Source organism: Pseudomonas sp. NPDC099000 (assembly GCF_044759925.1).
In the GTDB taxonomy this organism is placed as follows: Bacteria; Pseudomonadota; Gammaproteobacteria; order Pseudomonadales; family Pseudomonadaceae; genus Aquipseudomonas.
In genome coordinates this window covers 18,340-41,384 of record NZ_JBIWAF010000028.1, presented here as the reverse complement: position 1 = coordinate 41,384, position 23,045 = coordinate 18,340, and the positions used below count along the sequence as shown (strand labels likewise).

The 23,045-nt window shown below is 58.6% G+C and carries 31 protein-coding genes; 24 read left to right on the top strand and 7 right to left on the bottom strand.

What is annotated here, in order from left to right:
- Positions 1 to 8: 8 nt before the first annotated feature.
- The 19 genes from ACIQV9_RS24355 (at position 9) to recX (ending at position 13,370) form a co-directional block, all read left to right on the top strand.
- Positions 9 to 341 carry a phage baseplate protein gene (locus ACIQV9_RS24355; protein WP_403106946.1) on the top strand — a complete coding sequence of 111 codons (333 nt, stop codon included), beginning with the start codon at positions 9 to 11 and terminating at the stop codon, positions 339 to 341.
- The gene (locus ACIQV9_RS24350; RefSeq protein ID WP_403106943.1) at positions 338 to 1,333 is read left to right on the top strand and encodes a baseplate J/gp47 family protein; all 996 of its coding nucleotides are present in this window, start codon (positions 338 to 340) and stop codon (positions 1,331 to 1,333) included. Before ACIQV9_RS24355 ends, ACIQV9_RS24350 begins: the two co-directional genes overlap by 4 nt.
- Positions 1,330 to 1,989: a phage tail protein I gene (locus tag ACIQV9_RS24345; protein ID WP_403106941.1), complete on the top strand. Its 660-nt coding sequence runs from the start codon at positions 1,330 to 1,332 to the stop codon at positions 1,987 to 1,989. The genes ACIQV9_RS24350 and ACIQV9_RS24345 overlap by 4 nt, the downstream gene beginning before the upstream one ends.
- A gap of 71 nt (positions 1,990 to 2,060) precedes the next feature.
- Positions 2,061 to 2,591: a hypothetical protein gene (locus tag ACIQV9_RS24340; RefSeq protein WP_403106938.1), complete on the top strand. Its 531-nt coding sequence runs from the start codon at positions 2,061 to 2,063 to the stop codon at positions 2,589 to 2,591.
- Positions 2,592 to 2,671: 80 nt separating this feature from the next.
- A complete protein-coding gene (locus ACIQV9_RS24335) occupies positions 2,672 to 3,292 on the top strand; it encodes a hypothetical protein (protein WP_403106935.1) in 621 nt (206 codons plus the stop codon).
- 10 nt (positions 3,293 to 3,302) lie between these two features.
- Positions 3,303 to 3,560, top strand: a complete 258-nt coding sequence (locus ACIQV9_RS24330) for a tail fiber assembly protein (protein ID WP_403106932.1) — start codon at positions 3,303 to 3,305, stop codon at positions 3,558 to 3,560.
- An 86-nt stretch (positions 3,561 to 3,646) separates the two neighbouring features.
- Positions 3,647 to 3,832 (top strand): hypothetical protein, encoded by a 186-nt coding sequence (locus tag ACIQV9_RS24325; protein WP_403106930.1) that lies wholly within the window; start codon positions 3,647 to 3,649, stop codon positions 3,830 to 3,832.
- A gap of 1 nt (position 3,833) precedes the next feature.
- Positions 3,834 to 5,000 (top strand): phage tail protein, encoded by a 1,167-nt coding sequence (locus ACIQV9_RS24320; RefSeq protein WP_403106927.1) that lies wholly within the window; start codon positions 3,834 to 3,836, stop codon positions 4,998 to 5,000.
- Positions 5,000 to 5,506: a phage major tail tube protein gene (locus ACIQV9_RS24315; RefSeq protein WP_403106924.1), complete on the top strand. Its 507-nt coding sequence runs from the start codon at positions 5,000 to 5,002 to the stop codon at positions 5,504 to 5,506. Before ACIQV9_RS24320 ends, ACIQV9_RS24315 begins: the two co-directional genes overlap by 1 nt.
- Positions 5,507 to 5,629: 123 nt before the next feature.
- Complete coding sequence (locus ACIQV9_RS24310) at positions 5,630 to 6,214, top strand: phage tail assembly protein (RefSeq protein WP_403106921.1); 585 nt, start codon at positions 5,630 to 5,632, stop codon at positions 6,212 to 6,214.
- A 128-nt stretch (positions 6,215 to 6,342) separates the two neighbouring features.
- The gene (locus tag ACIQV9_RS24305; protein ID WP_403106918.1) at positions 6,343 to 8,415 is read left to right on the top strand and encodes a phage tail tape measure protein; all 2,073 of its coding nucleotides are present in this window, start codon (positions 6,343 to 6,345) and stop codon (positions 8,413 to 8,415) included.
- Complete coding sequence (locus ACIQV9_RS24300; protein ID WP_403106916.1) at positions 8,415 to 8,798, top strand: phage tail protein; 384 nt, start codon at positions 8,415 to 8,417, stop codon at positions 8,796 to 8,798. The genes ACIQV9_RS24305 and ACIQV9_RS24300 overlap by 1 nt, the downstream gene beginning before the upstream one ends.
- The gene (locus tag ACIQV9_RS24295; RefSeq protein WP_403106913.1) at positions 8,791 to 9,003 is read left to right on the top strand and encodes a tail protein X; all 213 of its coding nucleotides are present in this window, start codon (positions 8,791 to 8,793) and stop codon (positions 9,001 to 9,003) included. Before ACIQV9_RS24300 ends, ACIQV9_RS24295 begins: the two co-directional genes overlap by 8 nt.
- A 9-nt stretch (positions 9,004 to 9,012) precedes the next feature.
- The gene (locus ACIQV9_RS24290; RefSeq protein ID WP_403106911.1) at positions 9,013 to 10,029 is read left to right on the top strand and encodes a phage late control D family protein; all 1,017 of its coding nucleotides are present in this window, start codon (positions 9,013 to 9,015) and stop codon (positions 10,027 to 10,029) included.
- Between the two features lie 66 nt (positions 10,030 to 10,095).
- Positions 10,096 to 10,659 carry a glycoside hydrolase family 19 protein gene (locus ACIQV9_RS24285; RefSeq protein WP_403106909.1) on the top strand — a complete coding sequence of 188 codons (564 nt, stop codon included), beginning with the start codon at positions 10,096 to 10,098 and terminating at the stop codon, positions 10,657 to 10,659.
- Positions 10,641 to 11,177 (top strand): lysis protein, encoded by a 537-nt coding sequence (locus tag ACIQV9_RS24280; RefSeq protein WP_403106906.1) that lies wholly within the window; start codon positions 10,641 to 10,643, stop codon positions 11,175 to 11,177. Before ACIQV9_RS24285 ends, ACIQV9_RS24280 begins: the two co-directional genes overlap by 19 nt.
- Positions 11,178 to 11,257: 80 nt before the next feature.
- Positions 11,258 to 11,758 (top strand): CinA family protein, encoded by a 501-nt coding sequence (locus ACIQV9_RS24275; RefSeq protein ID WP_403106903.1) that lies wholly within the window; start codon positions 11,258 to 11,260, stop codon positions 11,756 to 11,758.
- A gap of 83 nt (positions 11,759 to 11,841) precedes the next feature.
- The gene (gene recA / locus ACIQV9_RS24270) at positions 11,842 to 12,894 is read left to right on the top strand and encodes a recombinase RecA (protein ID WP_403106900.1); all 1,053 of its coding nucleotides are present in this window, start codon (positions 11,842 to 11,844) and stop codon (positions 12,892 to 12,894) included.
- Positions 12,895 to 12,902: 8 nt separating this feature from the next.
- Positions 12,903 to 13,370, top strand: a complete 468-nt coding sequence (gene recX / locus ACIQV9_RS24265; RefSeq protein WP_219096805.1) for a recombination regulator RecX — start codon at positions 12,903 to 12,905, stop codon at positions 13,368 to 13,370.
- Positions 13,371 to 13,423: 53 nt separating this feature from the next.
- Here recX and ACIQV9_RS24260 read toward each other — a convergent pair whose 3' ends face one another.
- Entirely contained in the window at positions 13,424 to 14,542 is a 1,119-nt protein-coding gene (locus ACIQV9_RS24260) for a TIGR00730 family Rossman fold protein (RefSeq protein ID WP_403106897.1), read from the bottom strand.
- Positions 14,543 to 15,019: 477 nt separating this feature from the next.
- Between ACIQV9_RS24260 and ACIQV9_RS24255 the strand changes: the two genes are divergently transcribed.
- Positions 15,020 to 15,214: a hypothetical protein gene (locus ACIQV9_RS24255; protein WP_403106894.1), complete on the top strand. Its 195-nt coding sequence runs from the start codon at positions 15,020 to 15,022 to the stop codon at positions 15,212 to 15,214.
- On the opposite strand, the gene ACIQV9_RS24250 is transcribed toward ACIQV9_RS24255, so the two are convergent.
- Positions 15,215 to 15,640, bottom strand: a complete 426-nt coding sequence (locus ACIQV9_RS24250) for a PA3611 family quorum-sensing-regulated virulence factor (protein ID WP_403106891.1) — start codon at positions 15,638 to 15,640, stop codon at positions 15,215 to 15,217.
- Between the two features lie 189 nt (positions 15,641 to 15,829).
- Between ACIQV9_RS24250 and ACIQV9_RS24245 the strand changes: the two genes are divergently transcribed.
- The 3 genes from ACIQV9_RS24245 to ACIQV9_RS24235 all read left to right on the top strand — a co-directional run bounded on the left by ACIQV9_RS24245 (position 15,830) and on the right by ACIQV9_RS24235 (position 17,886).
- Entirely contained in the window at positions 15,830 to 16,588 is a 759-nt protein-coding gene (locus ACIQV9_RS24245; protein ID WP_403106888.1) for a tRNA-uridine aminocarboxypropyltransferase, read from the top strand.
- 209 nt (positions 16,589 to 16,797) lie between these two features.
- Positions 16,798 to 17,448, top strand: coding sequence for a response regulator transcription factor ErdR (gene erdR / locus ACIQV9_RS24240; protein WP_010462704.1), 651 nt, complete (start codon positions 16,798 to 16,800; stop codon positions 17,446 to 17,448).
- A 75-nt stretch (positions 17,449 to 17,523) separates the two neighbouring features.
- The gene (locus tag ACIQV9_RS24235) at positions 17,524 to 17,886 is read left to right on the top strand and encodes a diacylglycerol kinase (RefSeq protein WP_008010143.1); all 363 of its coding nucleotides are present in this window, start codon (positions 17,524 to 17,526) and stop codon (positions 17,884 to 17,886) included.
- Here the strand turns inward: ACIQV9_RS24235 and ACIQV9_RS24230 are convergent.
- Positions 17,883 to 18,809 carry a LysR family transcriptional regulator gene (locus ACIQV9_RS24230; protein WP_403106883.1) on the bottom strand — a complete coding sequence of 309 codons (927 nt, stop codon included), beginning with the start codon at positions 18,807 to 18,809 and terminating at the stop codon, positions 17,883 to 17,885. The two genes, ACIQV9_RS24235 and ACIQV9_RS24230, sit on opposite strands and share 4 nt — an antisense overlap.
- Before the next feature lie 122 nt (positions 18,810 to 18,931).
- On the opposite strand from ACIQV9_RS24230, the gene fpr reads away from it, so the two are divergent.
- Positions 18,932 to 19,711: a ferredoxin-NADP reductase gene (gene fpr, locus ACIQV9_RS24225; RefSeq protein WP_003443014.1), complete on the top strand. Its 780-nt coding sequence runs from the start codon at positions 18,932 to 18,934 to the stop codon at positions 19,709 to 19,711.
- Between the two features lie 183 nt (positions 19,712 to 19,894).
- On the opposite strand, the gene tsaA is transcribed toward fpr, so the two are convergent.
- The 4 genes from tsaA to ACIQV9_RS24205 all read right to left on the bottom strand — a co-directional run bounded on the left by tsaA (position 19,895) and on the right by ACIQV9_RS24205 (position 22,964).
- Entirely contained in the window at positions 19,895 to 20,593 is a 699-nt protein-coding gene (gene tsaA / locus ACIQV9_RS24220; RefSeq protein ID WP_403106983.1) for a tRNA (N6-threonylcarbamoyladenosine(37)-N6)-methyltransferase TrmO, read from the bottom strand.
- A gap of 165 nt (positions 20,594 to 20,758) precedes the next feature.
- Positions 20,759 to 21,529, bottom strand: coding sequence for an SDR family oxidoreductase (locus tag ACIQV9_RS24215; RefSeq protein WP_403106880.1), 771 nt, complete (start codon positions 21,527 to 21,529; stop codon positions 20,759 to 20,761).
- Between the two features lie 178 nt (positions 21,530 to 21,707).
- Complete coding sequence (locus tag ACIQV9_RS24210; RefSeq protein WP_083374900.1) at positions 21,708 to 22,178, bottom strand: DUF1456 family protein; 471 nt, start codon at positions 22,176 to 22,178, stop codon at positions 21,708 to 21,710.
- Positions 22,179 to 22,253: 75 nt separating this feature from the next.
- On the bottom strand, positions 22,254 to 22,964 hold the full coding sequence (locus ACIQV9_RS24205) for an rRNA pseudouridine synthase (protein WP_010462687.1): 711 nt from the start codon (positions 22,962 to 22,964) through the stop codon (positions 22,254 to 22,256).
- Between the last annotated feature and the right edge of the window lie 81 nt (positions 22,965 to 23,045).

Sequence of the window (23,045 nt, the reverse complement as noted above, 5' to 3'; positions counted from 1 at the left end):
AGATTTCCATGATCGGAATCGATAGAAACACCGGCGTAACGGTCGACGATTGGCCGCAGTTTGTACAGCGCGCGACCCGGGCGCTGACCACGCCTTTAGGCACTCGCCAGAAGCGTCCTTTGTATGGCTCGTTGATCCCGAATCTCTTGGGACAAAACCTCGGTGACGACCTGCTGATGCTTGCCCAGAGCCATGCGGCGCAGGCGTTTTACAACGAGCAGAACGGCATTGGTGATTTCCAGCCGCAGGTCATTGTTGCCAGTCGCCACGGGGCAGGGCTGCTGCTGCGTTTCGCCGGCCTCTGGAAAAACCATAATCAGACATTCGAGGTGGTGACATGAGTATGTTGATACCTGGTCAGAATCAGCTGGCCGAACCTGCGATCGTCACCGTCGAAGCGTTCGAAGATTTGCTCGCAGAGTTCAAAACCTTTGTCGTCGAGTACGTCGGCGCCTGTTCTCCCGAGCGCGCGGAAAAACTCAAAGTCAGCCTCGACAACGAAAGCGAGTTGCTGACCCTGGCTCTTGAAGCTTTTTGTGTGCGTCTGCAAATCCACGAGCGTAAGTACAACGCCCGGATCAAGCAGATGCTGGCTTGGTGGGCGACGGGCAGCAACCTCGATGCGCGCCTGGCGGACATGGGCCTTGAACGTCAATTACTCGATCCGGGCGATCCGGCGGCATTCCCGCCAGTGGTCCCGGTTTATGAAAGCGACGATGACGCCCGGCTGCGTTACTACCTGGCACCCCATGCACCGGCGGCCGGATCGCGCATGCAATACCGTCGTGAGGTGTTCACCCTCGGTGAGCGCCCCGCCGTGAAGGTGGAAACCGCCGCTGAGGGCGTGGTGACGGTCACCTACACGTTCGACCCGGACGGCTACGCGGCGCAGGTCAAGGATGGCAACGGACGCCGTACTGCCCCCGGGGAGGTCATGGTCACCGTACTTGCCCGTGAGGGTGATGGCACGCCATCCGAAACACTGCTTGAAGGCGTTCGCCAGCATTTCGCCCGGCCTGATGTGCGCCCCGAAACGGATCTTGTCACGGTGCAGGGCGCGCACATCAAGACCTACAAAATCCGTGTCGTGGCAAAGATCAACGCCGGGCCAGATTCCGGGTTGACCAAGGTGGCCTCGCAGCAGCAGTTGCAGGCATATGCCGATGCCTGTCATCGCCTGGAAGGGCGAGTTGACCCGAGCTGGATCTACTACACGTTGCACAGTGCCGGCGCGGTTCAGTTGCAGATTCTCGAGCCGGTCGAGCCGATTGTGACAACTGCCTTCGAAGCACCTTATTGCACGGGCGTAGAGGTCGAGGTGGACACGTTATGAGTGACGACACGCCTCGTCCGAGCCTGTTGCCGGCCAACAGTTCACCGTTGGAAAAAGCCCTCGATCTTGGCTTTGGCACATTGCTTGAGCGTATCGAACCTCCGTTTCCAGAGTTGATGGAGCCATCCGCCACGCCCTTCGCATTCCTTCCGTACCTTGCTCTGGATCGCGGAGTCGGCGAGTGGGACACGCAGGCCAGCGAATCAGAAAAGCGCCTGACGATCGCGCTTTCCTGGCAAATCCAGCGTCAGGCCGGTACTGACAAAGCGTTGAGTCACGCTGTCGAATCGATGGGTTTTACGCCCCACATCTCGCCCTGGTACCAACAGCAACCGCGCGGCAATCCCTACACCTTCGACGTGCAGGCGACTATCGGACGCAGTTGGTCGAGCGGCGATCAAACACGCTTGATACGCCGCATCAATGCGGCCAAAAGCGAGCGCGACGAAGTAACTATCACCATCGTCCATGAAACACACGGTGGTCTGCGGATGACTGCCGCGGCCGATCCTGGACTGACTATCCGCGACGACTGCCGGCCAGCCGCTTTGCCTGAAGTAAAACTCAGGGGCTCGCTGGTGTTGAGCGGTGCGATGTGGGTACCGCTTTCAGTTGGCGAGTTGCCTCTTCGCGCCGCACTTCCCGGTCAAGGTTAAGGGCCGGACTTACCAGCGCCGGGGGCTCCTGGCGATAAACCATTAACGAAAGACGATCTCAAGGCGCTGCCATGACAGATGAAATTACGCGCTTGGTTCGCTTCACTTCCGCCGGTCTGGCAGAAGTGTTACAGGCAAAAAACCAAGGCTTGAAAGGAGAAATTACCCATGTCGGGGCGGGCACAGCTCGCTATGACCCGAACGGCTCGGAAACGGCTCTTCGTGATGAGCGCCAGCGGGTGGCGATTATTGATTATGAAGACCTGGGCGCCGGGGAACTCAGGATGGGAGCGCTGTTCAGTGGCCCGGATGAATATGAAATTGGTGAGTTCGGCTTTTATCTTGCCAGCGGAACTTTGCTTGCGGTTTATTCCGATGCTGGAAAATTGCTGACGTATAAGGCTGCCGCCGCTCGAGTCCTGCAAAAGTTCACATTGGATGTTTCACCGTTGCCAGCGGAAAGCGTAACGGTGATTGTAGGATCGGAAAATCTCAACATTCTGTTAAGCGAAGAGTTTACAGCGCTCGCCTGCGCAGACATTGACAACATGGCACGCCATGTCGAGTTGCTGCTTCGAGTGATGTCGCTGCAAAGCAAGTAAAACGATACGAAGTGTTCACATGGAAAGTATTTGTATCTAAATACTATGCCAACCTGATTAATTGCATAGGAATTTGAGACGTGAGTTTAGAAACTACTGTCGCATCGCTGGTGACGGCGGCCAACAACCTGACTAGTGTAGTCAATGGAAAGATCGGTAGCATCAACAGCGCCATGACCACTGCACTGAGCCAGTTCAATGAATGGCGCAATCTCAAGGACGTTGAAGGAGACCCGGCAGCACTCGGTACCATTCGCCGTAACTTGCTGCAGGGGTTCGTCACGGGTACAGGAGGTGTACAGACCGTGGGCGCGCAGGGCGACTTTGTTTCGACCGACCTGGGCGTCAGCTTAAATGTGTACATGCATTTCAGAATCCCGCTAAACATCAACGTCCATTCGGAAATGTTCTGGTTCAATATCAAGGGCTACAGCTATGGAACAGCAAAGATCATTGAGGAGACGTTGGTTGGTTACTGCTATCAACCCACTCGTACTCTGCAAAATGTATCGACATTCGGCAACATGACACCTGCTGTTTATGCCGATGCTAATGGGAATATTATTATGCGTATTCTGATACCTAATATTTATTACACAACAGTACGCATCGACACCATGCGAGTGGGTAACGGCCGTTTGTTTAATTTGGGTGATCTTAAAACCAAGTTGTCGCTCGCTGAAACCGTAGCGTTTAGTTAAGGAGTTAATAATGTCTGATACACCTGTCATCAGCAGCACGCAATTGCCGCTCGCAGTGCCTTTGCCTGAAATTGAATGGGCGGCGGTTCGTACCCGTCGCGATCAGCTTCTGCGCGCGACGGATTTTACCCAGTTGCCGGATTATCCGGTCACTGCCACCCAACTGGCCCAGGTCACCGCTTACCGTAAGGCGCTGCGGGATATTCCTGAAATGGCTGAAAACCCTGCTGAGTTGGTGTGGCCGGAGCTCCCGGCCTTCGTGAAGTAACCCCCACCGCGAAAGCGGTTTTTTTTCGCCTGCACAACACCCCTGTAACGGGGCTTTTGTGTTTTTGCGTCTGGAGAAATTCGCAAATGTCTATCCGCCAAACCTACACCGTCCTCGTCCCGTTCCCCGTCGGGCGCGGTCACTGGTCCACCGCCGGCCAAGAACTTGACCTGCTCGACGTCGAAGCCAACGCACTGCTCAGCGCCGGTCGCCTGGAGCTGAAATCCACATCCACCAAGGCCGTGAAGGCCGCTGCCAAGAAGGCTGAATAACATGGCTGAGGTTCTGAACTTCGAGCACAACGGCATTACCGTCAATGCCTCCGAATCCCCCGAGGCCATGGGTGGCCTCGGTGACAACGTCATCGGTCTGATCGGCACCGCGCCGAAGGCCGATCCGCTGATTCCGCGCAATGCGCCGTTCCGCATCAACAGCTTCACCACCCAGGCGCTGCTCGATCCGACCGGCACCGAGTCGGGCACGCTGTTCCACGCGGTGTTCCAGATTCTGAAAGTGGTGAAGGTGCCGGTCTACGTGGTCATCGTCGAAGAGGGCGCGACCCCGGCGGACACGGTAAATAACGTGATCGGCGGCATTGAGCCTCTGACCGGTCGCAAACTGGGCCTGGCCGCACTGAGCGGCGTGCCGGAAGACCTGACCATCATCGGTGCACCAGGCTTCACCGGCACCAAAGCCGTGGCGAGTGAGTTCGCCTCGTTTGGCAAGCGCATCAAGGCGCGTGTGGTACTCGACGGCAAGGACGCCGCGGTGGCCGATCAAGTGACTTACAGCCAGGAACTGGGCGGCGCGGACCTCGGTTTCGACCGCTGCCTGGTCGTGCACAACATGCCGGCCGTTTACTCCAAAGCGGCGAAGAAGAACGTGTTTCTGTCGCCATCGAGCCTCGCCATCGCGGCCTTGGCCAAGGTCAAACAGTGGGAGAGCCCGGGCAACCAGGTGACCTATGCCGAAGACGTGTCGCGGGTCGTGGAATACAACATCCTCGACAAATCCACCGAAGGCGACCTGCTCAACCGCTACGGCATCAGCTACTACGCGCGGACCATCCTCGGTGGCTTCTCGCTGCTGGGCAACCGTTCGATCACCGGCAAGTTCATCAGCTACGTCGGCCTCGAAGATGCGATCAGCCGCAAACTGGTGAAAGCCGGGCAGAAAGCCATGGCCAAGAACCTGACCAAGTCGTTCATGGATCAGGAGGTCAAGCGCATCAACGACTGGCTGCAAACCCTGGTCGCCGACGAAACCATCCCGGGCGGCAGCGTGTACCTGCACCCGGAATTGAACAGTGTCGAGAAGTACCAGAACGGCACCTGGTTCATCGTCATCGACTACGGCCGCTACGCGCCGAACGAACACATGGTTTATCAACTCAACGCCCGCGATGAAATCATCGAGCAGTTCCTGGAGGACGTTCTCTAATGTTTACCAACCGCGTAAGACAGGCCATAGCGGCCACCCTGCAAGGCCTGCCGTTGTCGGCGACCGTGGAAGAATTTACCCCGCCGAAGATCGAGTTCGAGATGGAAAACATGGTCGGCGGCCGCTTCATCGGCGAAGAAATGGCCAAAAGTGGCAAGGCGCTGACCTCCAAGCTGATCCTGCAAGGCGCCGGACCGGAGATCATGCTCGCCCTTGGCGTGAAGCTGGGCGACGATATTCTGCTGAACGTGCGTGAAGCCGGTCAGGATCAGGACGGTAACACCTGGTTCACCTACCACACCGTCGGTGGCAAGTTGAAATCCCTTGAGGAAGCCGTCCTCAAAATGAACGACAAACCCAAGACCACTCTCGAGCTGTCCTGCCGCACCTACAACCGTCTTGAAAACGGCATCCCCGTGATCGACATCGACGTGCGCACGCAAAAGTTCGTGCTCAACGGCGTGGACATTCTCGGTGATGCGCGTCGCGCGGTATTGATTCCGTAACCCCTCGCACTACCCCATGCAACTCCGTTAAACGCAATCCCTGTGGGAGCAAGTTATGTGGCGAGGGGGCAAGCCCCCTCGCCACTTAGCTCCCTCAGGTTGCACACCCAAGGAAATCAATTCATGTCCTGGACACCGCCTGTTCACATCCTGTTGTCGCCGATCACCGCGGACGACCAATCGACACTCGAGCAGATTCAGCTCAAACCGTTGTTTTACGCCGCACAGAAAGAAGCCCTGGCCCGTGCCGGTGATGATGAAGACGATCAGTTCTTCGAACTGGCGAAATTGGCCACCAGCCTGTCGGTCAAGGAACTCGACCAGCTCAAACGCCCGGACTACGTGAGCATTGCGCAGTACGTGCATGAGATGTCGACCCTTCCGACGTCGTATTTTTTACAGCCGGACACCGAAGCTGACTCAGCATCGGACGATCCCGACCAAGTGCAGCTGCTGCAACCACTCAACGCAGCGGGTCGCAGCCTGACCTGGCTGACCTTGGAGATGCCGGTTCTGCGCGCCACCAAGGCGATGAAAAAACTGAAAACGGCCAAGGAACGCGCCGAGTTCATCACCGCTCATTGCACCGGCCTGATGATTCCCGATCTGGACCTGCTGACCGTGCCGGACTGGACACAGCTTCAGGTACGCATCGACGATTTTTTAAACAAACCGGCGGACTTCTTTCGGAGCGCGACATCGAAGTAATCCTCGATGTGGTGCCGCTCATTTACTCGGTAAGTGAGGCGGAAATTCTGGAATGGGACGCCGGCAAGGCATTGCGCCGCTACGACATCGCGATCACTCGCCTTGGCGTGAAACAGGAGTAGAGCGGGATGGCGGACGATAGATATTCACTCAAATACGCAGCCATCGATAACGGTGGGTTGGCGTTCGCAAATACCAGCCTGATTAACGCAGCCACAAGCGTTATGTCCGCACAAGGTACGGGCCCCTCCGCCAGGGATCAAATGCCTGGCATCGGTCTGGCGCTGGATAATGTCGGGATCAAGCTCGGTCTGCTGACGACGGCTATTGAGTTGTTGACCTTGAAACTTTCGTCGCAACGTATGTTGCCGCAGGCAACGGGAGCCGGTGAAACGTGTGCTTCGGCCTGCGAGCAGAAGAGTGCGGGCAAGTCGGGTAGCAGTATCGAACCGCCGGACCTGCTTAAACCCGCGATAGCGATGGATTTGGCCAGGGCCGATCTGAAGCAGACAGGCCAGTTTACCCCGCGCCAGAGCGAAGAGATGGCGCAGTCAACCCAGCACATCGCCAGCGCTCCGCTGGTGGCGGCCGGGGGGACCAAAGCGGTTGATTTGGTGCGGATTGAAACTCTGGCCGCCAAGGCAGGAATCGCGGGTGATTTGCCCAATGCTTCGGATCGACAGTTTGAGCTGCTGCGCTTCGCCAGTGACGCTGGCGTCGCCGCGTCGGCGTTCAAAATGCCGGCCATGGATGTCGCAGAGATGATGCTCGGCTGGCGCACGTCCATGAAGCTCAATGGTGCTCAAGCCTTTGACCTGGCGGATGCAGTCAATCATCTGGGCAAGATCCCCGGTGGTGCGAAAGCGGCTGACATCGGCGCCGTTTTGCATCGTGATGGTAGTGCTGCTACAGCAGCAGGCCTGGCACCCGCGCAAGCCGCCGCGTTAACGACGGCAATGTTGAATACCGGTACGCAGAAGGCTGAAGCCGGCTTAGCGCTGAAAGACATCGCCACTGCCATGGGCAAGGGGGATCAGGCCTCCAAAACCGAGCAAGCGGCCTGGAAGCAGCTGGGTCTGGAGCCGAAAGCGGTGGCGAGTGGCTTGCGTGACAAGGACGCGGCGCCCGGTACGGTGATGTCGGTACTTGCGGCCTTGAATGCGCAACCTGCCGAGAAGCGCTCGACGCTGGCCTCTACGCTATTTGGCGATGGCGATAAGGCGGCGATGCGCATGGCGAAAAACCTTGGTGATGTGAATCAAGCCTTCTGGCAGGTGAAAGATACAAGTCAGTACGCCACATCGGAGTTGGGGAACAAGGGCTCGGTGAGGCAAGACGCACTCGCGCAGTCGAAAACCCGGCAAGGCCAGTTGAACGTTATGAGCGCAAGGACTGATCGCTTGTCGGTGGCCACGGGAAACGCGCTGGCACCTGCGACGGATAGCTCGCTTAACTTGCTTGGTTCCGTGGTTGATAGCTTGAGCGAATCTGCTGAAGCCTCACCGAAAGCCACTGCTGCAATCGTGCTGGTTGCAGCAGCGATCAAACCGCTGGTGGAGGCGCTGTTCAAAGCCGTGATGGATGAGTTGACCAGTCGGGCGGCTAAGCGAGTATTGGGCGGCGAGGCTCCTCGTCTCCCCGGCCAGTCTCTGAAAGGCGTGAGTGCTTCATTGGGCGTATCCAAGCGTTTTTTACCTGGGGCATTTGCGTTAAAGGCCGCCCCCGATGTGATTGAAGGCACGATGAACGGCGACCTCAAGATGCTCGGCACTGGCCTGGGTGCCGCGGGCGGCGGCTGGGCGGGGGCTTCGGCAGGTGCTTCCATGGGCGCTGCTGTGGGTACCTTGTTCGGTCCGCTCCTTGGCACGGCCATTGGCGGAGCGGTAGGCGCGGTCGTCGGCGGACTGGCAGGTAGCTGGATAGGTGGGGAGTCGGGTAGCTGGCTCGGCGAAAAACTCGCCGCACCTGCCGACAAGCTCGCCACTCCGGATCAGGTCAGCAAAGACCTGACCAGCGCCCAGACGAGCAATCAGCAGAACTCGATGACAGCGAACATCTACATCAATGGCCAGGATCAGGCCAGCGCCAGCCAGTTGGCGAACCTGGTGGTACAGCAGATCACCGGCCAATTCGGACTTATGACCCTGCCCAACTCACTCGCCATGCGCAGTGACGCGGCCCTGACCGACGGAGGTACCTGATGCGTCAGCAAATGGTGTTGGGCAATTTCATTTTCGGCCTGTCCAGAAACTTCGCTTACAGCAGCTTGTTGCGCAGTTCGGATGGTGGATGGAAAAGCATCGAGATTCAGGCCAGCAAACCCATATCCAGTCAGACCGGCCAAGGCCTGCAAACGTTGAAGATATCGGGCAAATCGATGTACGCAACGGCGATGGACCGGCTTGATGAGTTGCGTGCATTGCAGGCGCTGCGCGTCCCCCTGCCGTTGGTTGACGGCATCAGCCGCAATTGGGGTCTATGGCAGATCATGGTGGTGACGGAAACCCAGAGCAGCGTGATTGATGACGGCACTGCGATGGTGGTCGAGTGGGCAATCGATTTATTGGAGTTCGCCAATGCGTAATGTTCGAAGTATTGCCGGCGACTCGGTGAATCTGCTGCTGTACCGGGCGCTTGAGCGTTGTGACGATGTCGCCGAGGAGGCGCTGTGGCGTCTCAATCCGGGGCTCGCCGAATATGGCCCGGTATTGCCGGCGGGTGTGCGGGTGCTCCTGCCTGAGCTGGATTCAAAACCCACTGCACCCAAGCCGGCTTCGGCTTGGGATTAAGGAGGCAGCATGTCACTTGGTTTTACACCCTCGGTGGAGATTTACGGCGCGAACGCTGCGCTGCTCAACGAGCGGCTGATTTCATGGCAGCACATCGATGCGGCGGGGATAGAGTCCGATCAACTGACGCTTGTCATTAACCTGGAAGGACTCGAAGGATTACCGAGCCTGGGCGGAAAAATCGGCTTGCGGGTGGGCTATGTGGAGTCGGGCCTGGTTGATAAGGGCGAATTCGTCATCACCCGGCGCACGCCGACGCTGTTTCCCCTGCGCATGACGCTGGTGGCCACGGCGGCACCGTTCAGTGCCGCGGATGAGACCGGCTTCAAGCAACGCCGATCCGTCAGCCACGGTCCGACAACCGTGGGGACGCTGTTTCGCCAGTTGACATCCAGGCATGGGTTTTCACCGCGCGTGGCCCCGGATATGGCGCAAATCAAGATTGAACATATCGACCAGTCCAACGAGACGGACATGGGGTTTCTGACCCGACTTGCCTGTCTCCATGACGGTGTCGCCAAACCGATCAACGACCTGTATGTGCTGGCACGACGTGGTCAGGCGAAGTCGCTGTCGGGCAACGTCATGCCGGACATAAAACTCTCTGTGACGACCAACAATCGTCCGGGCGAGCAGTCTTTTATCGCTGCGACACTCGAAGAAACTGCGCGGGCAAAGTACCAGGGCTGCAAGACCAGTTGGTGGGATGCCGCCGCCGGTAAAGTGCGTGTCGAGGAAAGCGGCATCGCGCCGTTCAAGACCCTTCGACAACGCTATCAAAGCGCAGGTGATGCCCGGGCCGCCGGTGAGGGCGAGGTGCGCCGGATGATGCGTGAAGCATTGAAGGTGAAGATCGATTGCCCCGGCAATCCAGGATTGTCCGCCGAAGGTCTGGTGCTGCTGGACAGTACATGGCCCGATTTCATGCGTGGTCGTTGGTCAATCGACAAGGTTACGGCCAGCGGCAGTCGTCAAAACAGCTATCGGTGTTCGATCGAGGCGACCTGTCTGGACGCTCGGTCCTGAAGGACATTTTTTGATTTCTGCCGGTGGCGGCCGAGTCACTTTTCCATCCTGTCTATGGGTATAACCATGACTGTTACACAACAACTACTGGAAACCATCATGCCCAACGCCCGCAGCCAAGCGGGCGTTTTCATTTCCGCTCTCAACACCGCCATGCTTCGTTTCAGCATCAACACCCCGAAACGCGCCGCCGCCTTCCTGGCGCAAGTTGGTCATGAATCTGGACAACTGCAGTACGTACGTGAACTCGGCAGCGATCAGTACTTGAGCAAGTACGACACCGGTACTTTGGCCACCCGTTTGGGTAATACACCAGCGCCCGACGGCGACGGCCAAAAATACCGCGGCCGCGGCCTGATCCAGATCACCGGTCGCGACAACTACCGCCAATGCAGTCTTGGACTGTTCGGTGATGATCGTTTGCTGTTTTTGCCTGAACTACTGGAAAAGCCCCAATGGGCCGCTGAGTCCGCCGCCTGGTTCTGGCAACAGAACGGCCTGAACGAACTGGCCGACCGCGATCAGTTCAACAGCATCACCCGCCGCATCAACGGCGGCCTGAACGGTTTGCAGGATCGCCTGCAACTCTGGGCGCGGGCGAGGGCGGTGCTATGCCGGCCCTCGGTCTGATCCCGGTTTCTTACCGGGCAATCGGCCTTGTTGTGTTACTGGCGGTGTTGGCCGGGGGTTCGGCAGCGCTGTCCTGGCACTTTCAGGATTGGCGTTATGGCCGACAACTGGCGGAACAGGCCAGGCTGCATACCGAGGCACTGAATCAGCTGACACTGGCCGCCGCAACCCGGCAACAGGCCGAGCAGGACAAGCGTCTGGCGCTGGAGCAGCGTCTGTCGGCCAGCGAACAAACCCATTACCGAGCACTCAGCGATGCCCAACGTGATCAAGGTCGCCTGCGCGATCGTCTTGCCACTGCTGATCTGCGCTTGTCAGTCCTCCTCGATGCCGGCGACACAGTCTCAGGCTGCACAGTGCCAGCCACCTCCGGCGCCAGCGGCGTGGATCATGGCGCCGTACGCGCCCGACTTGACCCGGCGCATGCTCAACGAATTATCGCCATCACCGATGCCGGCGACAGCGGACTGATTGCCTTGCAGGCCTGCCAGGCCTATGTCAGAGCCGTCGCTCGCTAACATTTTGATCGATCCTGTGCCTTGCAAGCGCAATCTGCTCGTGTACGGTAGTGCTCATTCCGCTCGCTCAGGAGATGACCGTGAAAGAAATCACTCAACTGGCCGCAGAACTTGGCAGGCGCTTGCAGGTTCTGAATGCCCACGTCACCGCCGCCGAGTCCTGTACCGGCGGTGGGATCTCAGAGGCGATCACTCGCATTCCGGGGAGTTCGGCGTGGTTCGAGGCCGGTTATGTGACGTATTCCAACCGGCAGAAAACCGAGCAACTGAACGTTCCTTCTGAATTGTTCCCTGCGGTGGGGGCGGTCAGTCGCGAGGTGGTCGAAGCGATGGTCCGCGGTGCGCAGAAAAAAAGCCGGGCTCATTTTGCCGTGGCGGTCAGCGGTGTGGCCGGACCCGATGGCGGTTCGCCGAACAAACCGGTCGGCACGGTCTGGCTGGCCTGGGGCGTCGGTGAGCAGGTGATCAGCGAGGTGCAGCACTTCGCCGGTAACCGCGATGAGGTCCGCCGACAAACGGTTAAGGCCGCGCTAGAGGGGCTGCTGCGCCATGCCGCTGGAGAAATCTCAAATCAGGGGTAGGCGATCCTGAAACGCTGTGGAATAATACTGGCTACTTATACAGGTGTTGGCCGTCAGGCCTTATTGATTACGTGAGGACTTTAATGGACGACAACAAGAAGAAAGCCTTGGCTGCGGCCCTGGGTCAGATCGAACGTCAATTCGGCAAGGGTGCCGTAATGCGTATGGGCGATCAGGACCGTCAGGCGATCCCGGCTATCTCCACTGGCTCTCTGGGTCTGGACATCGCGCTCGGCATTGGCGGCCTGCCAAAAGGCCGTATCGTTGAAATCTACGGTCCTGAATCCTCCGGTAAAACCACGCTGACGCTGTCGGTGATCGCCCAGGCTCAAAAAGCCGGCGCGACCTGCGCATTCGTCGACGCCGAACACGCCCTCGACCCTGAATACGCCGGCAAACTGGGCGTCAACGTCGACGACCTGCTGGTTTCCCAGCCGGACACCGGCGAGCAAGCCCTGGAAATCACCGACATGCTGGTGCGTTCCAACGCGGTTGACGTGATCATCGTCGACTCCGTGGCCGCGCTGGTTCCGAAGGCTGAAATCGAAGGCGAAATGGGCGACATGCACGTGGGCCTGCAAGCCCGTCTGATGTCCCAGGCGCTGCGTAAAATCACAGGTAACATCAAGAACGCCAACTGCCTGGTAATCTTCATCAACCAGATCCGCATGAAAATCGGCGTGATGTTCGGCAGCCCGGAAACCACCACCGGTGGTAACGCGTTGAAGTTCTACGCCTCGGTTCGTCTGGACATCCGTCGTACTGGCGCGGTGAAAGAAGGCGATGAAGTCGTCGGCAGCGAAACCCGCGTCAAGGTTGTGAAGAACAAGGTGGCTTCGCCGTTCCGTCAGGCCGAGTTCCAGATTCTTTACGGCAAGGGCATCTACCTCAACGGCGAGATGATCGACCTGGGCGTGCTGCACGGTTTCGTTGAGAAGTCTGGCGCCTGGTATGCCTATGAAGGCACCAAGATCGGTCAGGGCAAGGCCAACTCGGCCAAGTTCCTGGCAGACAATCCGGAAATCGCCGCCAAGCTCGAGAAGCAACTGCGTGACAAGTTGCTGACCCCTGCACCAGACGTCAAAGCATCGCCAGTCAAAGCGACGGCTGATGACCTGGCTGACGCTGATATCTGATTGATCCGATGACCGCCGTACTCGATACACTCGTCGCAGTGCGGCGAACCGCCATGGACCTGCTCGCGCGACGCGAGCACGGTCGAGTCGAGCTGACGCGTAAACTGCGTCAGCGCGGCGCTCTCCCTGAAATGATCGACACAGCACTTGACCGGCTGACGGAAGAGGGCCTGCTGTCCGAATCCCGATACCTCGAAAGCTTCGTTTCCTACCGTGCCCGTTCCGGCTACGGCCCTTTGCGTATTCGCGAAGAACTGAGCCAGCGCGGCCTGCAACGTAACGACATCGAACTCGCCTTGCGCGAGAGCGGTATCAACTGGCAGGAGCAACTGGAAGAGACCTGGCGACGCAAATTTGCCGGGCATCTGCCGATAGACGTCCGGGAACGCGCCAAGCAAGGGCGTTTCCTGAGCTATCGGGGATACTCCATGGAAATGATCGGCCGCTTGTTCAGCGGTCGGGGAATGGATGATTAAAAAAACGGCCCGCTATTTCGATAACGGGCCGTTTTTTTTGCCTCGATTTTGCCTCACGTCACCTTGGACGGCTCTCGCGTGCGCTGTTGCGCCTGGGGTTTGGAATGGGCCCAGTTTTCCGGCAGGTTGATGTAGTCCACCAGCTCCCGCAGGCGGCCATGATCCCTGGCGTTGAAATTGAAGGCCAGTCGCGCCAGATGACTGAACTGCGCGTCATCGTGTTCCTCGCCGCTATAGGCGTGCTGATGAAAGTGATCGCTCAGGCACAGGTCGGCGAACGCTTCCTGCATGTCTTCGAGCGCCTGGTCGCTGAGCTTGTGGTTCATGCGGATCACGAACTGATGCTTGAGCCAGCGACTGGAGTGGAAGTTGCCGTAGAACTGATTGATCTGCTCCACCGCTTCTTCGGCGCTGTAGACCAGGCTCACGAGCTTCATGTCGGTGGGCAGGATGTAGCGGTTTTCCTCCAGTTGATGGTGAATGAAGTCCAGTGCGCCCTGCCAGAACTTGCCGCCCGGCGCATCCAGCAGCACCACCGGCACCAGTGGGCTTTTGCCGGTCTGAATCAGCGTCAACACTTCAAGCGCTTCATCCAGGGTGCCGAAACCACCTGGACACAGGACCAGCGCATCGGCCTCTTTGACGAAGAACAGCTTGCGGGTAAAGAAGAAGTGGAAGGGCAGCAAGTTGCCCGTGCCCTGGACGGTGGGATTGGCATGCTGCTCGAAGGGCAGGGTGATATTGAACCCCAGACTGTGTTCCAGGCCTGCACCTTCATGGGCCGCCGCCATGATGCCGCCACCGGCACCGGTGATGACCATCAAGTCCGAACGCGCCAGTGCGGCGCCGAGTTCCCGGGCCAGGCCATACAGCGGGTGTTCGATCGGTGTGCGCGCCGAGCCAAAAACCGTGACCTTGCGTCGCCCCCTGAACTGCTCGAGCACGCGAAAGGCATGTTCCAGTTCACGCAGGGCTTGAAGGGTGATCTTGGCATTCCAGCGGTTGTGATCTTCCTGGGCCATGCGCAGCACGGTCAGGATCATGTCGCGGTAAATCGGGATGTTCGGGCTGTTGGGTGAAACCAGGTTGAGTTGCTCTTCGACCTTGCTGATGAGGTCGTGGCCGCTTTCTTCGAAATGACGGCTCAGGAGGTCATTCGGTTGGTAAGGCATTCAACTTCTCCTTCTGCACAGAACCCTTGGCGCTGACAAAGCAGTCGTCAACGCCGCGACACTTCATGTGTCGCTGTCTGCCCAAGCCCATGCCTGGGCGCTCCACTCGACTCGGTTCGAGTCGTCCATACAGGCTCTGTTTTTCCCTTGGATGAAAGAAACGTTCGCACAACAGGACACGCGACGGGCAGCCCCTTTCCTGCCCTGAAAAGTGATCGTGAACACTCTGAATCTAGACCCTTGCAGAGATTCTCGCTGAGTTGATCATTGCGCCGCAAAGTCTTTCCTGGCAACCGCTTATTGACGATTTGCAAGGTGAATTCGCCGTTCGTCCGAACGCGTGCCGCGTGCGCGGCGCTCTGATTTACTAAGTGACAGGCGTGACACGACAACTTTGCGTCAAAGGCAGGACGCACGGTCCAAGCGGTTCAAGGATTTTTCGCTCATGCAGGGCGAGGTGCAAGGAGGCTGTAAGCCATGGCCAGAGTCATTCTGGAAATCGATACGCATCTGTATCGATTACTGAAATCATCCGCCGAGACCCATCATTTGAGTCTCGAAGAGGAGTGTTGCCGGCGTCTGGAAGGCGCCGAGCGGCGTTCGCGTTATTTGCAGGCGTTGGTGGCAGAACTGCGCGCCGAGGATGAACAGCGGCGCGCCAATTCCCGATGATTACTTCTTCTTGGCCGGGGCCGCTTTCGGGCAATCCGAATCCTGATAGCTGGCGGAACCGACGGAACGGTTGGTCTTTACTTCAGTAAAGTCGTAACGCATCACCGCGCCCTTGGCCATCAGTTTGCGGAACGATGGGTTGTTGCACACAGAGGCGCCCAGCTGAAAATACACGGCTTTAGGGTCGGCGCGCATCTTGTTGGCGTGGCTGCTTTGTACGCTCAGGTGGTTGATCAGCGTGTTGCCTTCGACGGTGTAGCCCTGATCAAGAATGTCTTCGTTGATCGCCCGTGGAGTACCGACACTGCTTTGTGTGGCGACGTTTCGCAGTTCTCTGTTGAGATTCTGCTCACTCAAGGACGCAGCCTGAGCGCTGAAGGACGACGCCAGCAAAATGGCAGCGGTGGGAACGATAAGGCGCAGCATGAAACTCTCCTGGTTCAGTGACTGGTGGTTCGACCCGTCACATGACTGTGCGTTCAGTGGCGGCGAATTATAGGGGACGAGGCCTGGACGGTACAGGCTTGCGCCGGCCGCTCTGATAAACTGCCGCCACTTTCTGCCTTGCCGAGTGTTTTTCGTGTCGATTTTCTTTTCCCTCCGGTGCTGCCTGCGATGAGCCCTGTAACCCCAGCCTTTGCTGCAAACGCCGTCGCCCGCTTGCGCGACGAACGAGAGGAGGAGGGCATCAAGCCGATTCAGGCCCGTGGCTGGAGGGCGCCGCGTTGCCGTGCCTGCCGCGTGATCGAGAGTCATTGCCTGTGCGCCTGGCGTCCGCAGGTCGAGGCTCGCTCCGGCGTGTGCCTGATCATGACTAACAAGGAAGTGTTCAAACCGAGCAACACCGGTTGGCTGATCGCCGACGTGGTGCGCGACAACCATGCCTTTATCTGGTCACGCACGGAAACGGATCCGCAATTGCTCGCGTTGCTGGCCGACCCGCAATGGCAACCGTATCTGGTGTTCCCGGGTGAGTACGTCGAGCCAGAACGAGTGACGAACACCGTTGAAGCCGATAGCACCAAGCGGCCATTGTTCATTCTGCTCGACGCCACCTGGACCGAAGCCCGGAAGATTTTCCGCAAAAGCCCTTACTTTGATCGGCTGCCAATCCTGAGCCTGTTGCCTGAGAAGCTGTCGCGATACCGGTTGCGTCGGTCGACCCGTAGCGAGCATTTGTGCACCGCCGAAGTGGCGGCACTGTGCCTGGACCTGGCGGGCGATACCGAGGCGGCATCGGCACTGGACGCTTATTTCGACGTGTTCAGCCAGCATTACCTGGACGCGAAACATCAGCTGGACATGAATGTGGCAACGCCAGCCCACACCGAGCTGATGCCTTTCGTTCAGAACACGGGCCCGGTCATCTGCTGATTGTCGCCCATACTGCAAAGAACTGTACCGGCCATGCACCTTGACCACCCCGGTTTCGCTGGGCATGCTTGGCGCCGATTAGGGCGCGGCCAAAGTTTGATACGCCGTTTTCTTTACGTGATAGCCACGTGATTGGCGTTGAACGTGCCCTGTTGGTGCAGCTCCGTGGCTGCACCTTGAGTTGTTTGAAAAACAGGATCATTTGAAAAATGGCCACATACGAAATCCTGATTGCCGATGACCACCCTCTTTTTCGTAGCGCCCTGCATCAAGCGTTGACCCTGGGCCTGGGGCCGGATGTTCGTCTGGTGGAAGTGGCGAGTATTGCCGAGCTGGAAACCCGACTGGACGAAAAGTCTGACTGGGACCTGGTGCTGCTGGACCTCAACATGCCGGGGGCCTACGGTTTTTCCGGGCTGGTGCTGTTGCGCGGTCAATACCCGCAGATTCCGGTGGTGATGGTGTCGGCCCAGGAAGAGGCCTCGATCATGGTGAAGTCCCGTGAATTCGGCGCCAGCGGCTTCATTCCCAAGTCCAGTGACCTGAGCGTCATCCAGAAAGCCGTGCGTGCGGTGCTCGATGGCGATGTGTTCTGGCCGCCTCAGGCGTTCGAAGCCGTGAGTGTTTCCGCTGAAGCCAAGGCCGCCAGTGAAGGCCTTGCCAGCCTGACACCTCAGCAGTTCCGGGTGCTGACCATGGTCTGTGAAGGCTTGCTGAACAAGCAGATCGCCTACGAGTTGAGCGTTTCCGAAGCGACCATCAAGGCCCATGTAACTGCGATTTTCCGTAAGCTGAATGTGCGCACTCGCACCCAGGCTGCGTTGCTCTTGCAACAACTTGAGTCAATTTCGAGCCACTAAGAGTTGGCCTGTTCACGCTTTTTTGACTTTGGTTGATCTAGCTTTCCCACTCCTTTTTGGTCAGTTGCCTACTCTATGTCTCCATTCAAAGGCCAAACCGGCCTCAAACGCATCCTTAACGCTTCCGGCTATTCGCTGGACGGCCTGCGCGCAGCCTTCACCGGCGAAGCGGCTTTTCGGCAGCTGGTGTTGCTCAACGTCATCCTGATCCCGCTGTCGTTCTTTCTGAACGTCAGCCGTGTCGAACAGGCATTGCTGATCGCGGTCTGCCTGTTGGCGTTGATCGTCGAACTGCTGAATTCGGCCGTGGAAGCGGCCATCGACCGCATTTCCCTTGAGTTGCACCCGCTGTCCAAGAACGCCAAGGACATGGGCAGCGCCGCTCAATTCGTGGCGTTGAGCATGATCGCGCTGGTGTGGGCGGTGATTCTGCTTTAAGCGATGCTGGGCAGCACGATCTCGTCACTGCGCTGAACCCCGGCGGTGAAAGCGCGGCACAGGTCGAGGAACTCGCGCATCGCGGACGTCTGGTATTTCTGTTTGTGCCAGATGAAATAAAACTGCCGCGCCAGGTCCAGATCCGGTGTCTCCACCGGCACCAGGCTGCCGCGCCGGAACGCATCGCGCAGGGCCAGGCGCGAAATACAGCCAATCCCCAGACCTGATTCCACCGCGCGCTTGATCGCTTCGGTGTGTTCCAGTTCCAGTCGGATATTCAGCGCGCTGCGATGATGACGCATGGCCTGGTCAAAGGTCAGCCTCGTGCCAGAGCCCTGTTCTCGCAGAATCCAGGCCTCATGGGTCAGCTCTTCCATGGTCGCCGTGCCGCGCTTGGCCAGTGGATGCTGGGGCGCGCAGAACACCACCAGTTCATCCTCGACCCAGCTCTGCACTTCGATGTCTGGATGACTGCAATCGCCTTCGATCAGACCCAGATCAATTTCATAGTGCGCGACTTGCTGCACGATGTTGGCAGTGTTCTGCACGTGCAGCTTCACCTGACTTTCGGGATGGCGCTGCATGAAGCTGCCGATCAGCAAGGTGGCCAGGTAATTGCCGATGGTCAGGGTTGCGCCGACCGCCAGGGAGCCGAAACCGGACTTGCCGTTGAGCAAGTCTTCGATTTCCTTGGCCTGGTCGAGCAGCGCCACCGCTTGCGGCAATAGCTGTTTGCCGAGGGCGTTGAGGCTCAGCCGTTTGCCGGCGCGGTCGAACAGCTGGCAGCTGCATTGACGCTCCAGCTCGGTGATGGAGGTGCTCGCCGCCGACTGCGAAAGGTTGAGCGTCAGGGCAGCACGGGATACGCTTTCCTGCTGGGCGACGGCGACGAATACTTGAAGTTGACGGAGAGTAAATCGCATATCTATATAACCGATAACCCTTATCTTAATAATCCATTTAACAGATATTGTCGCTGCCATTAGAATGCGATGCAATTGCGCACATCAGCGGCGCAGGCAAAATCTCCAGGAGTCCCACGTACATGAGCAACATGAACCACGAGCGTGTCCTCAGTGTTCATCACTGGAACGACACTCTGTTCAGCTTCAAGTGCACCCGCGATCCGGGCCTGCGCTTCGAGAACGGTCAGTTCGTGATGATCGGCCTGCAACAGCCCAACGGCCGGCCGCTCATGCGCGCGTACTCGATTGCCAGCCCGAACTGGGAAGAGCATCTCGAGTTCTTCAGCATCAAGGTGCCTGATGGCCCGTTGACTTCCCAGCTGCAGCATTTGAAGGAAGGCGACGAGATCATCATCAGCAAGAAGCCTACCGGCACGCTGGTGCTGGATGACTTGAAGCCTGGCAAACATTTGTACCTGCTCAGCACCGGTACCGGTCTGGCGCCGTTCATGAGCGTCATCCAGGACCCGGAAACCTACGAGCGTTTCGAAAAAGTGATCCTGTGCCACGGCGTGCGTTACGTCAATGAAGTCGCTTACCGCGAGTTCATCACCGAGCATCTGCCGCAGAACGAGTTCTTCGGCGAGGCGCTGCGTGACAAGTTGATCTACTACCCGACCGTGACCCGCGAGCCGTTCGAAAACGAAGGCCGTCTGACCGACCTGATGCGCAGCGGCAAGCTGTTCAGCGACATCGGTCTGCCACCGATCAACCCGCAGGACGACCGCGCCATGCTGTGCGGCAGCCCGAGCATGCTCGACGAGACCAGCGAAGTGTTGAACAGCTTCGGCCTGAAAGTTTCGCCGCGGATGCGCGAGCCGGGTGACTACCTGATCGAGCGTGCGTTCGTCGAAAAGTGACCGTAGGTCACTTGTAGGAGCTGGCTTGCTAGCGATGGTCGTTAACGATGACGCGTTTCTTGCTGGTTAAATGCGGTGAGTTAAAGTTCATCGCTAGCAAGCCAGCTCCTACAGTAAATTTGTAGTGCACAGAAAAGCCCGCATGACCTGAGAAGGTCATGCGGGCTTTTTCGTTTCTGAGGTTCAGGCGTTTGCGGGAATGACTTCCAGGACGCGGATCACGCCCGCCTCGGGGTAATGCCAACGCACATCCAGATCCCAGAACTGCGCTCCATATTCCCGTTCAGGCGCAGGCGTCTGATACGCCGGCCGTGGATCTTGTGCCAGACATTGCTCAATCAACTCCACCAGCGGTTCTTCAAGCCGCTGAGCATGGCCATGAGCCTGTTGCAGCGCTGAGTCCGTCCACTGCACGGGAATCAGCTGCGGCGCGGCGCTGGCGATGCTGTTGGAGGCCGTGTCGATGATGTCCGCGTAAGGCACGTAGGGTTTGATGTCGAGAATCGGCGTGCCGTCGAGCAGATCGATGCCCGATATCCACAATCGACCAGCCTCGACCTTGTCCAGCTTCACCACGGATTGTCCGATGCCATTGGGCCGGTGTGTCGCGCGGGTAGCGAACACACCCATGGATTTGTTGCCGCCCAAGCGAGGAGGGCGGACTTTCAGGCGGGGTTTTTCTTCCAGGGCCTGATGAAACAGGAACAGCAGCCAGACGTGGCTCACCTGTTCCAGACCTTGCACCGCATCGCCCTGATCGAACGGCGCCACCAGTTCCAGCACGCCGCGAGCGGCCGGGGCCAGTTGCGGCTGGCGCGGAATGGCGAACTTCTCCTTGAAGCAGGAGCGCACGAAGCCGATGGGGGAAACGCTGTAGGTCATGGTCTTGGTCGAAGCGGGATGGGGGCGGGCATGATAACCCACGCAATGATCGTTCCCATGCTCCGCGTGGGAATGCAGCCGGGGACGCTCCGCGTCCCAAAGCGGACGCAGAGCGTCCATTGAGGCATTCCCACGCAGAGCGTGGGAACGATCATCGGGAAGAGATCAGAGGCTGAACCCACCATCCAACGGAATAATATTCCCGGTCATGTAAGCACCGGCGGTACTCGCCAGGCTGATCGCCAACGCCGCCATCTCCTCTTCCCGGCCCCAACGCTTCATCGGAATCAACGCCGTATCCTCCGCCAGCGCCTGCTCGTCATTGCCAATGTGCTGCGTCATCTTGCTCGGGAAGCGCCCCGGCGCAATCACGTTGACGTTGATGTGCTGGCTCACCAACTCCCGCGCCAGAATCCGCGACAGTTGATGCAGGGCCGCCTTGCTCGGCCCGTAGGCATATGCCTGTTCGCCAAAGGAAGAAATCCCCGCCACCGAACCGATGTTGATGATCCGCGCCGGATTCGCCTCTGAACCGGCCTTGCGCAGCAGTGGCAAAAACTGCTGGATGCAGTTGAACACCGAGGTCACGTTGAGCTGCATGACCTTCTCCCAGCCCTTGACCGGGTAGCTTTCCAGCGGCGCGCCCCACGTGGTGCCGGCGTTGTTTACCAGAATGTCCAGATGACTGATTTGCTCGCCAAGCATTATGGCCAAGTGCTGCACGCCTTCTTCAGTGGCCAGATTGGCCGCGACGGCGTGGCAAGTCCCGAGGGCGCTCAGCTCATCAGCCGTTTGCTGACAGGCTTCGGCATCCCGGGCGCAGACGTACACGGTAGCGCCCGCCTCGACATAGGCCTTGGCGATCATTTTGCCGATACCACGGGTGCCGCCGGTCACCAGAGCGGTGCGGCCTTGCAGGGAAAAGTACGGGTGCATGGCGAATCCTGAGAGCTGAGGGTCAATACACCCTAGTCGTCAGTCGCCGGAAGCGGAGCCACTATTTTTGCGAGGAATGAACATCTATACAGATTGGCTGCGGCTGCCCTCTGTAGGAGCCGGCTTGCTGGCGATGGCGTTCGCCAGCAAGCCAGCTCCTACAGGGCGCGCGGCGCGATTACTGCGGGCGAACGCGCAGGGTCAGGCCCTTGAGGAAGTTGCGCAGCAACTGGTCGCCGCACGGGCGATAGTTGGTGTGGCCGAACTTGCGAAACAGTGCGCTCAGCTCAGGCTTGGACACCGGGAACTCGGATGCCTTGAGGATCGCGTGCATGTCGTCTTCTTTCAGTTCGAAGGCCACGCGCAGTTTCTTCAGGATGATGTTGTTGGTCACCGGCACTTCGATCGGCTGCGGCGGACGGCTTTCGTCCTTGCCGCGCTTGAAGATCACCAGGCCGTCGAGGAAGTGCGCCATGACTTCATCCGGGCAGCGCACGAAGCCTTCCTCGTCTTCCTCTTTCTTGTCGAGGTAGGTCAGCAGGTCTTCCAGGGACACGTCCATGCCGCCGATCTTGATGATCTCGATGACTTTCTTGTCGCTGATGTCGAGCATGTAGCGCACGCTGCGCAGTACGTCGTTATGAATCATGGTGTGCAATCCTGATATTCAGCAGTGGGCGCCGCATAAACAGCGGCGCCGGAATGTGTGGCGGCGTGAAAAGTCTTAGAACTTCTCTTTGCCGGACAGGTAACGCCATTGCCCCAGCGGCACTTTGCCGATGGACACGCCGCCGATGCGGATGCGGCGAATGGCGACGACCTTCAGACCTACGGCCTGGCAGAACAGGGCGATCACGCCCGGTTGCGGGTTCTTCATCGCAAAACGCAGGCGGTTTTCGTTCTGCCAGCTGGCCTTGACCGGCGGCAGTTCCTTACCTTTGTAGGTCAGGCCGTGGTTCAGGCGGTTGAGGCCGTGAGCCACCATGTCGCCTTCTACCTCGACGACATATTCCTGTTCGATCTTGGCGGAATCGGCGGTGAGCTTGCGCAGGATCTTCCAGTCCTGGGTGAACACCAGCAGACCGCTGGCATTGGCCTGCAAGTCGGTGCTGGCGGTCAGGCGCAGAAAGTGGCCCTTGAGCGGACGTTTGCTGAAGCGGTGTTCTTCGCTCAGGGTCTCGGCGCTGATGGTCGCCATCGCGGTTTCCGCGTCCATGCCCACGGGCACGTTCAGCAGGATGGTCACCGGCTCCGGTGCAGTGGCCTTGGCCTCTGGGTCGAGCTCGACTTTCTGGGTGTCGACCTTGAATTGCGGCTCGTCGATGACTTCACCGTCCACGGTGACCCAGCCGCCCTCGATGAACAGCTCAGCCTCCCGACGGGAACAGCCGACGAGTTCGATGAGGCGTTTGGAGAGACGAATCGGGTCAGTCATGACAGGGCCGTAACAAAAAAGGGGTGAGCATTGTACCTGCTGGGCGCCGGTTAATCCCGGCTCCATTTGCCGCATGTGCTT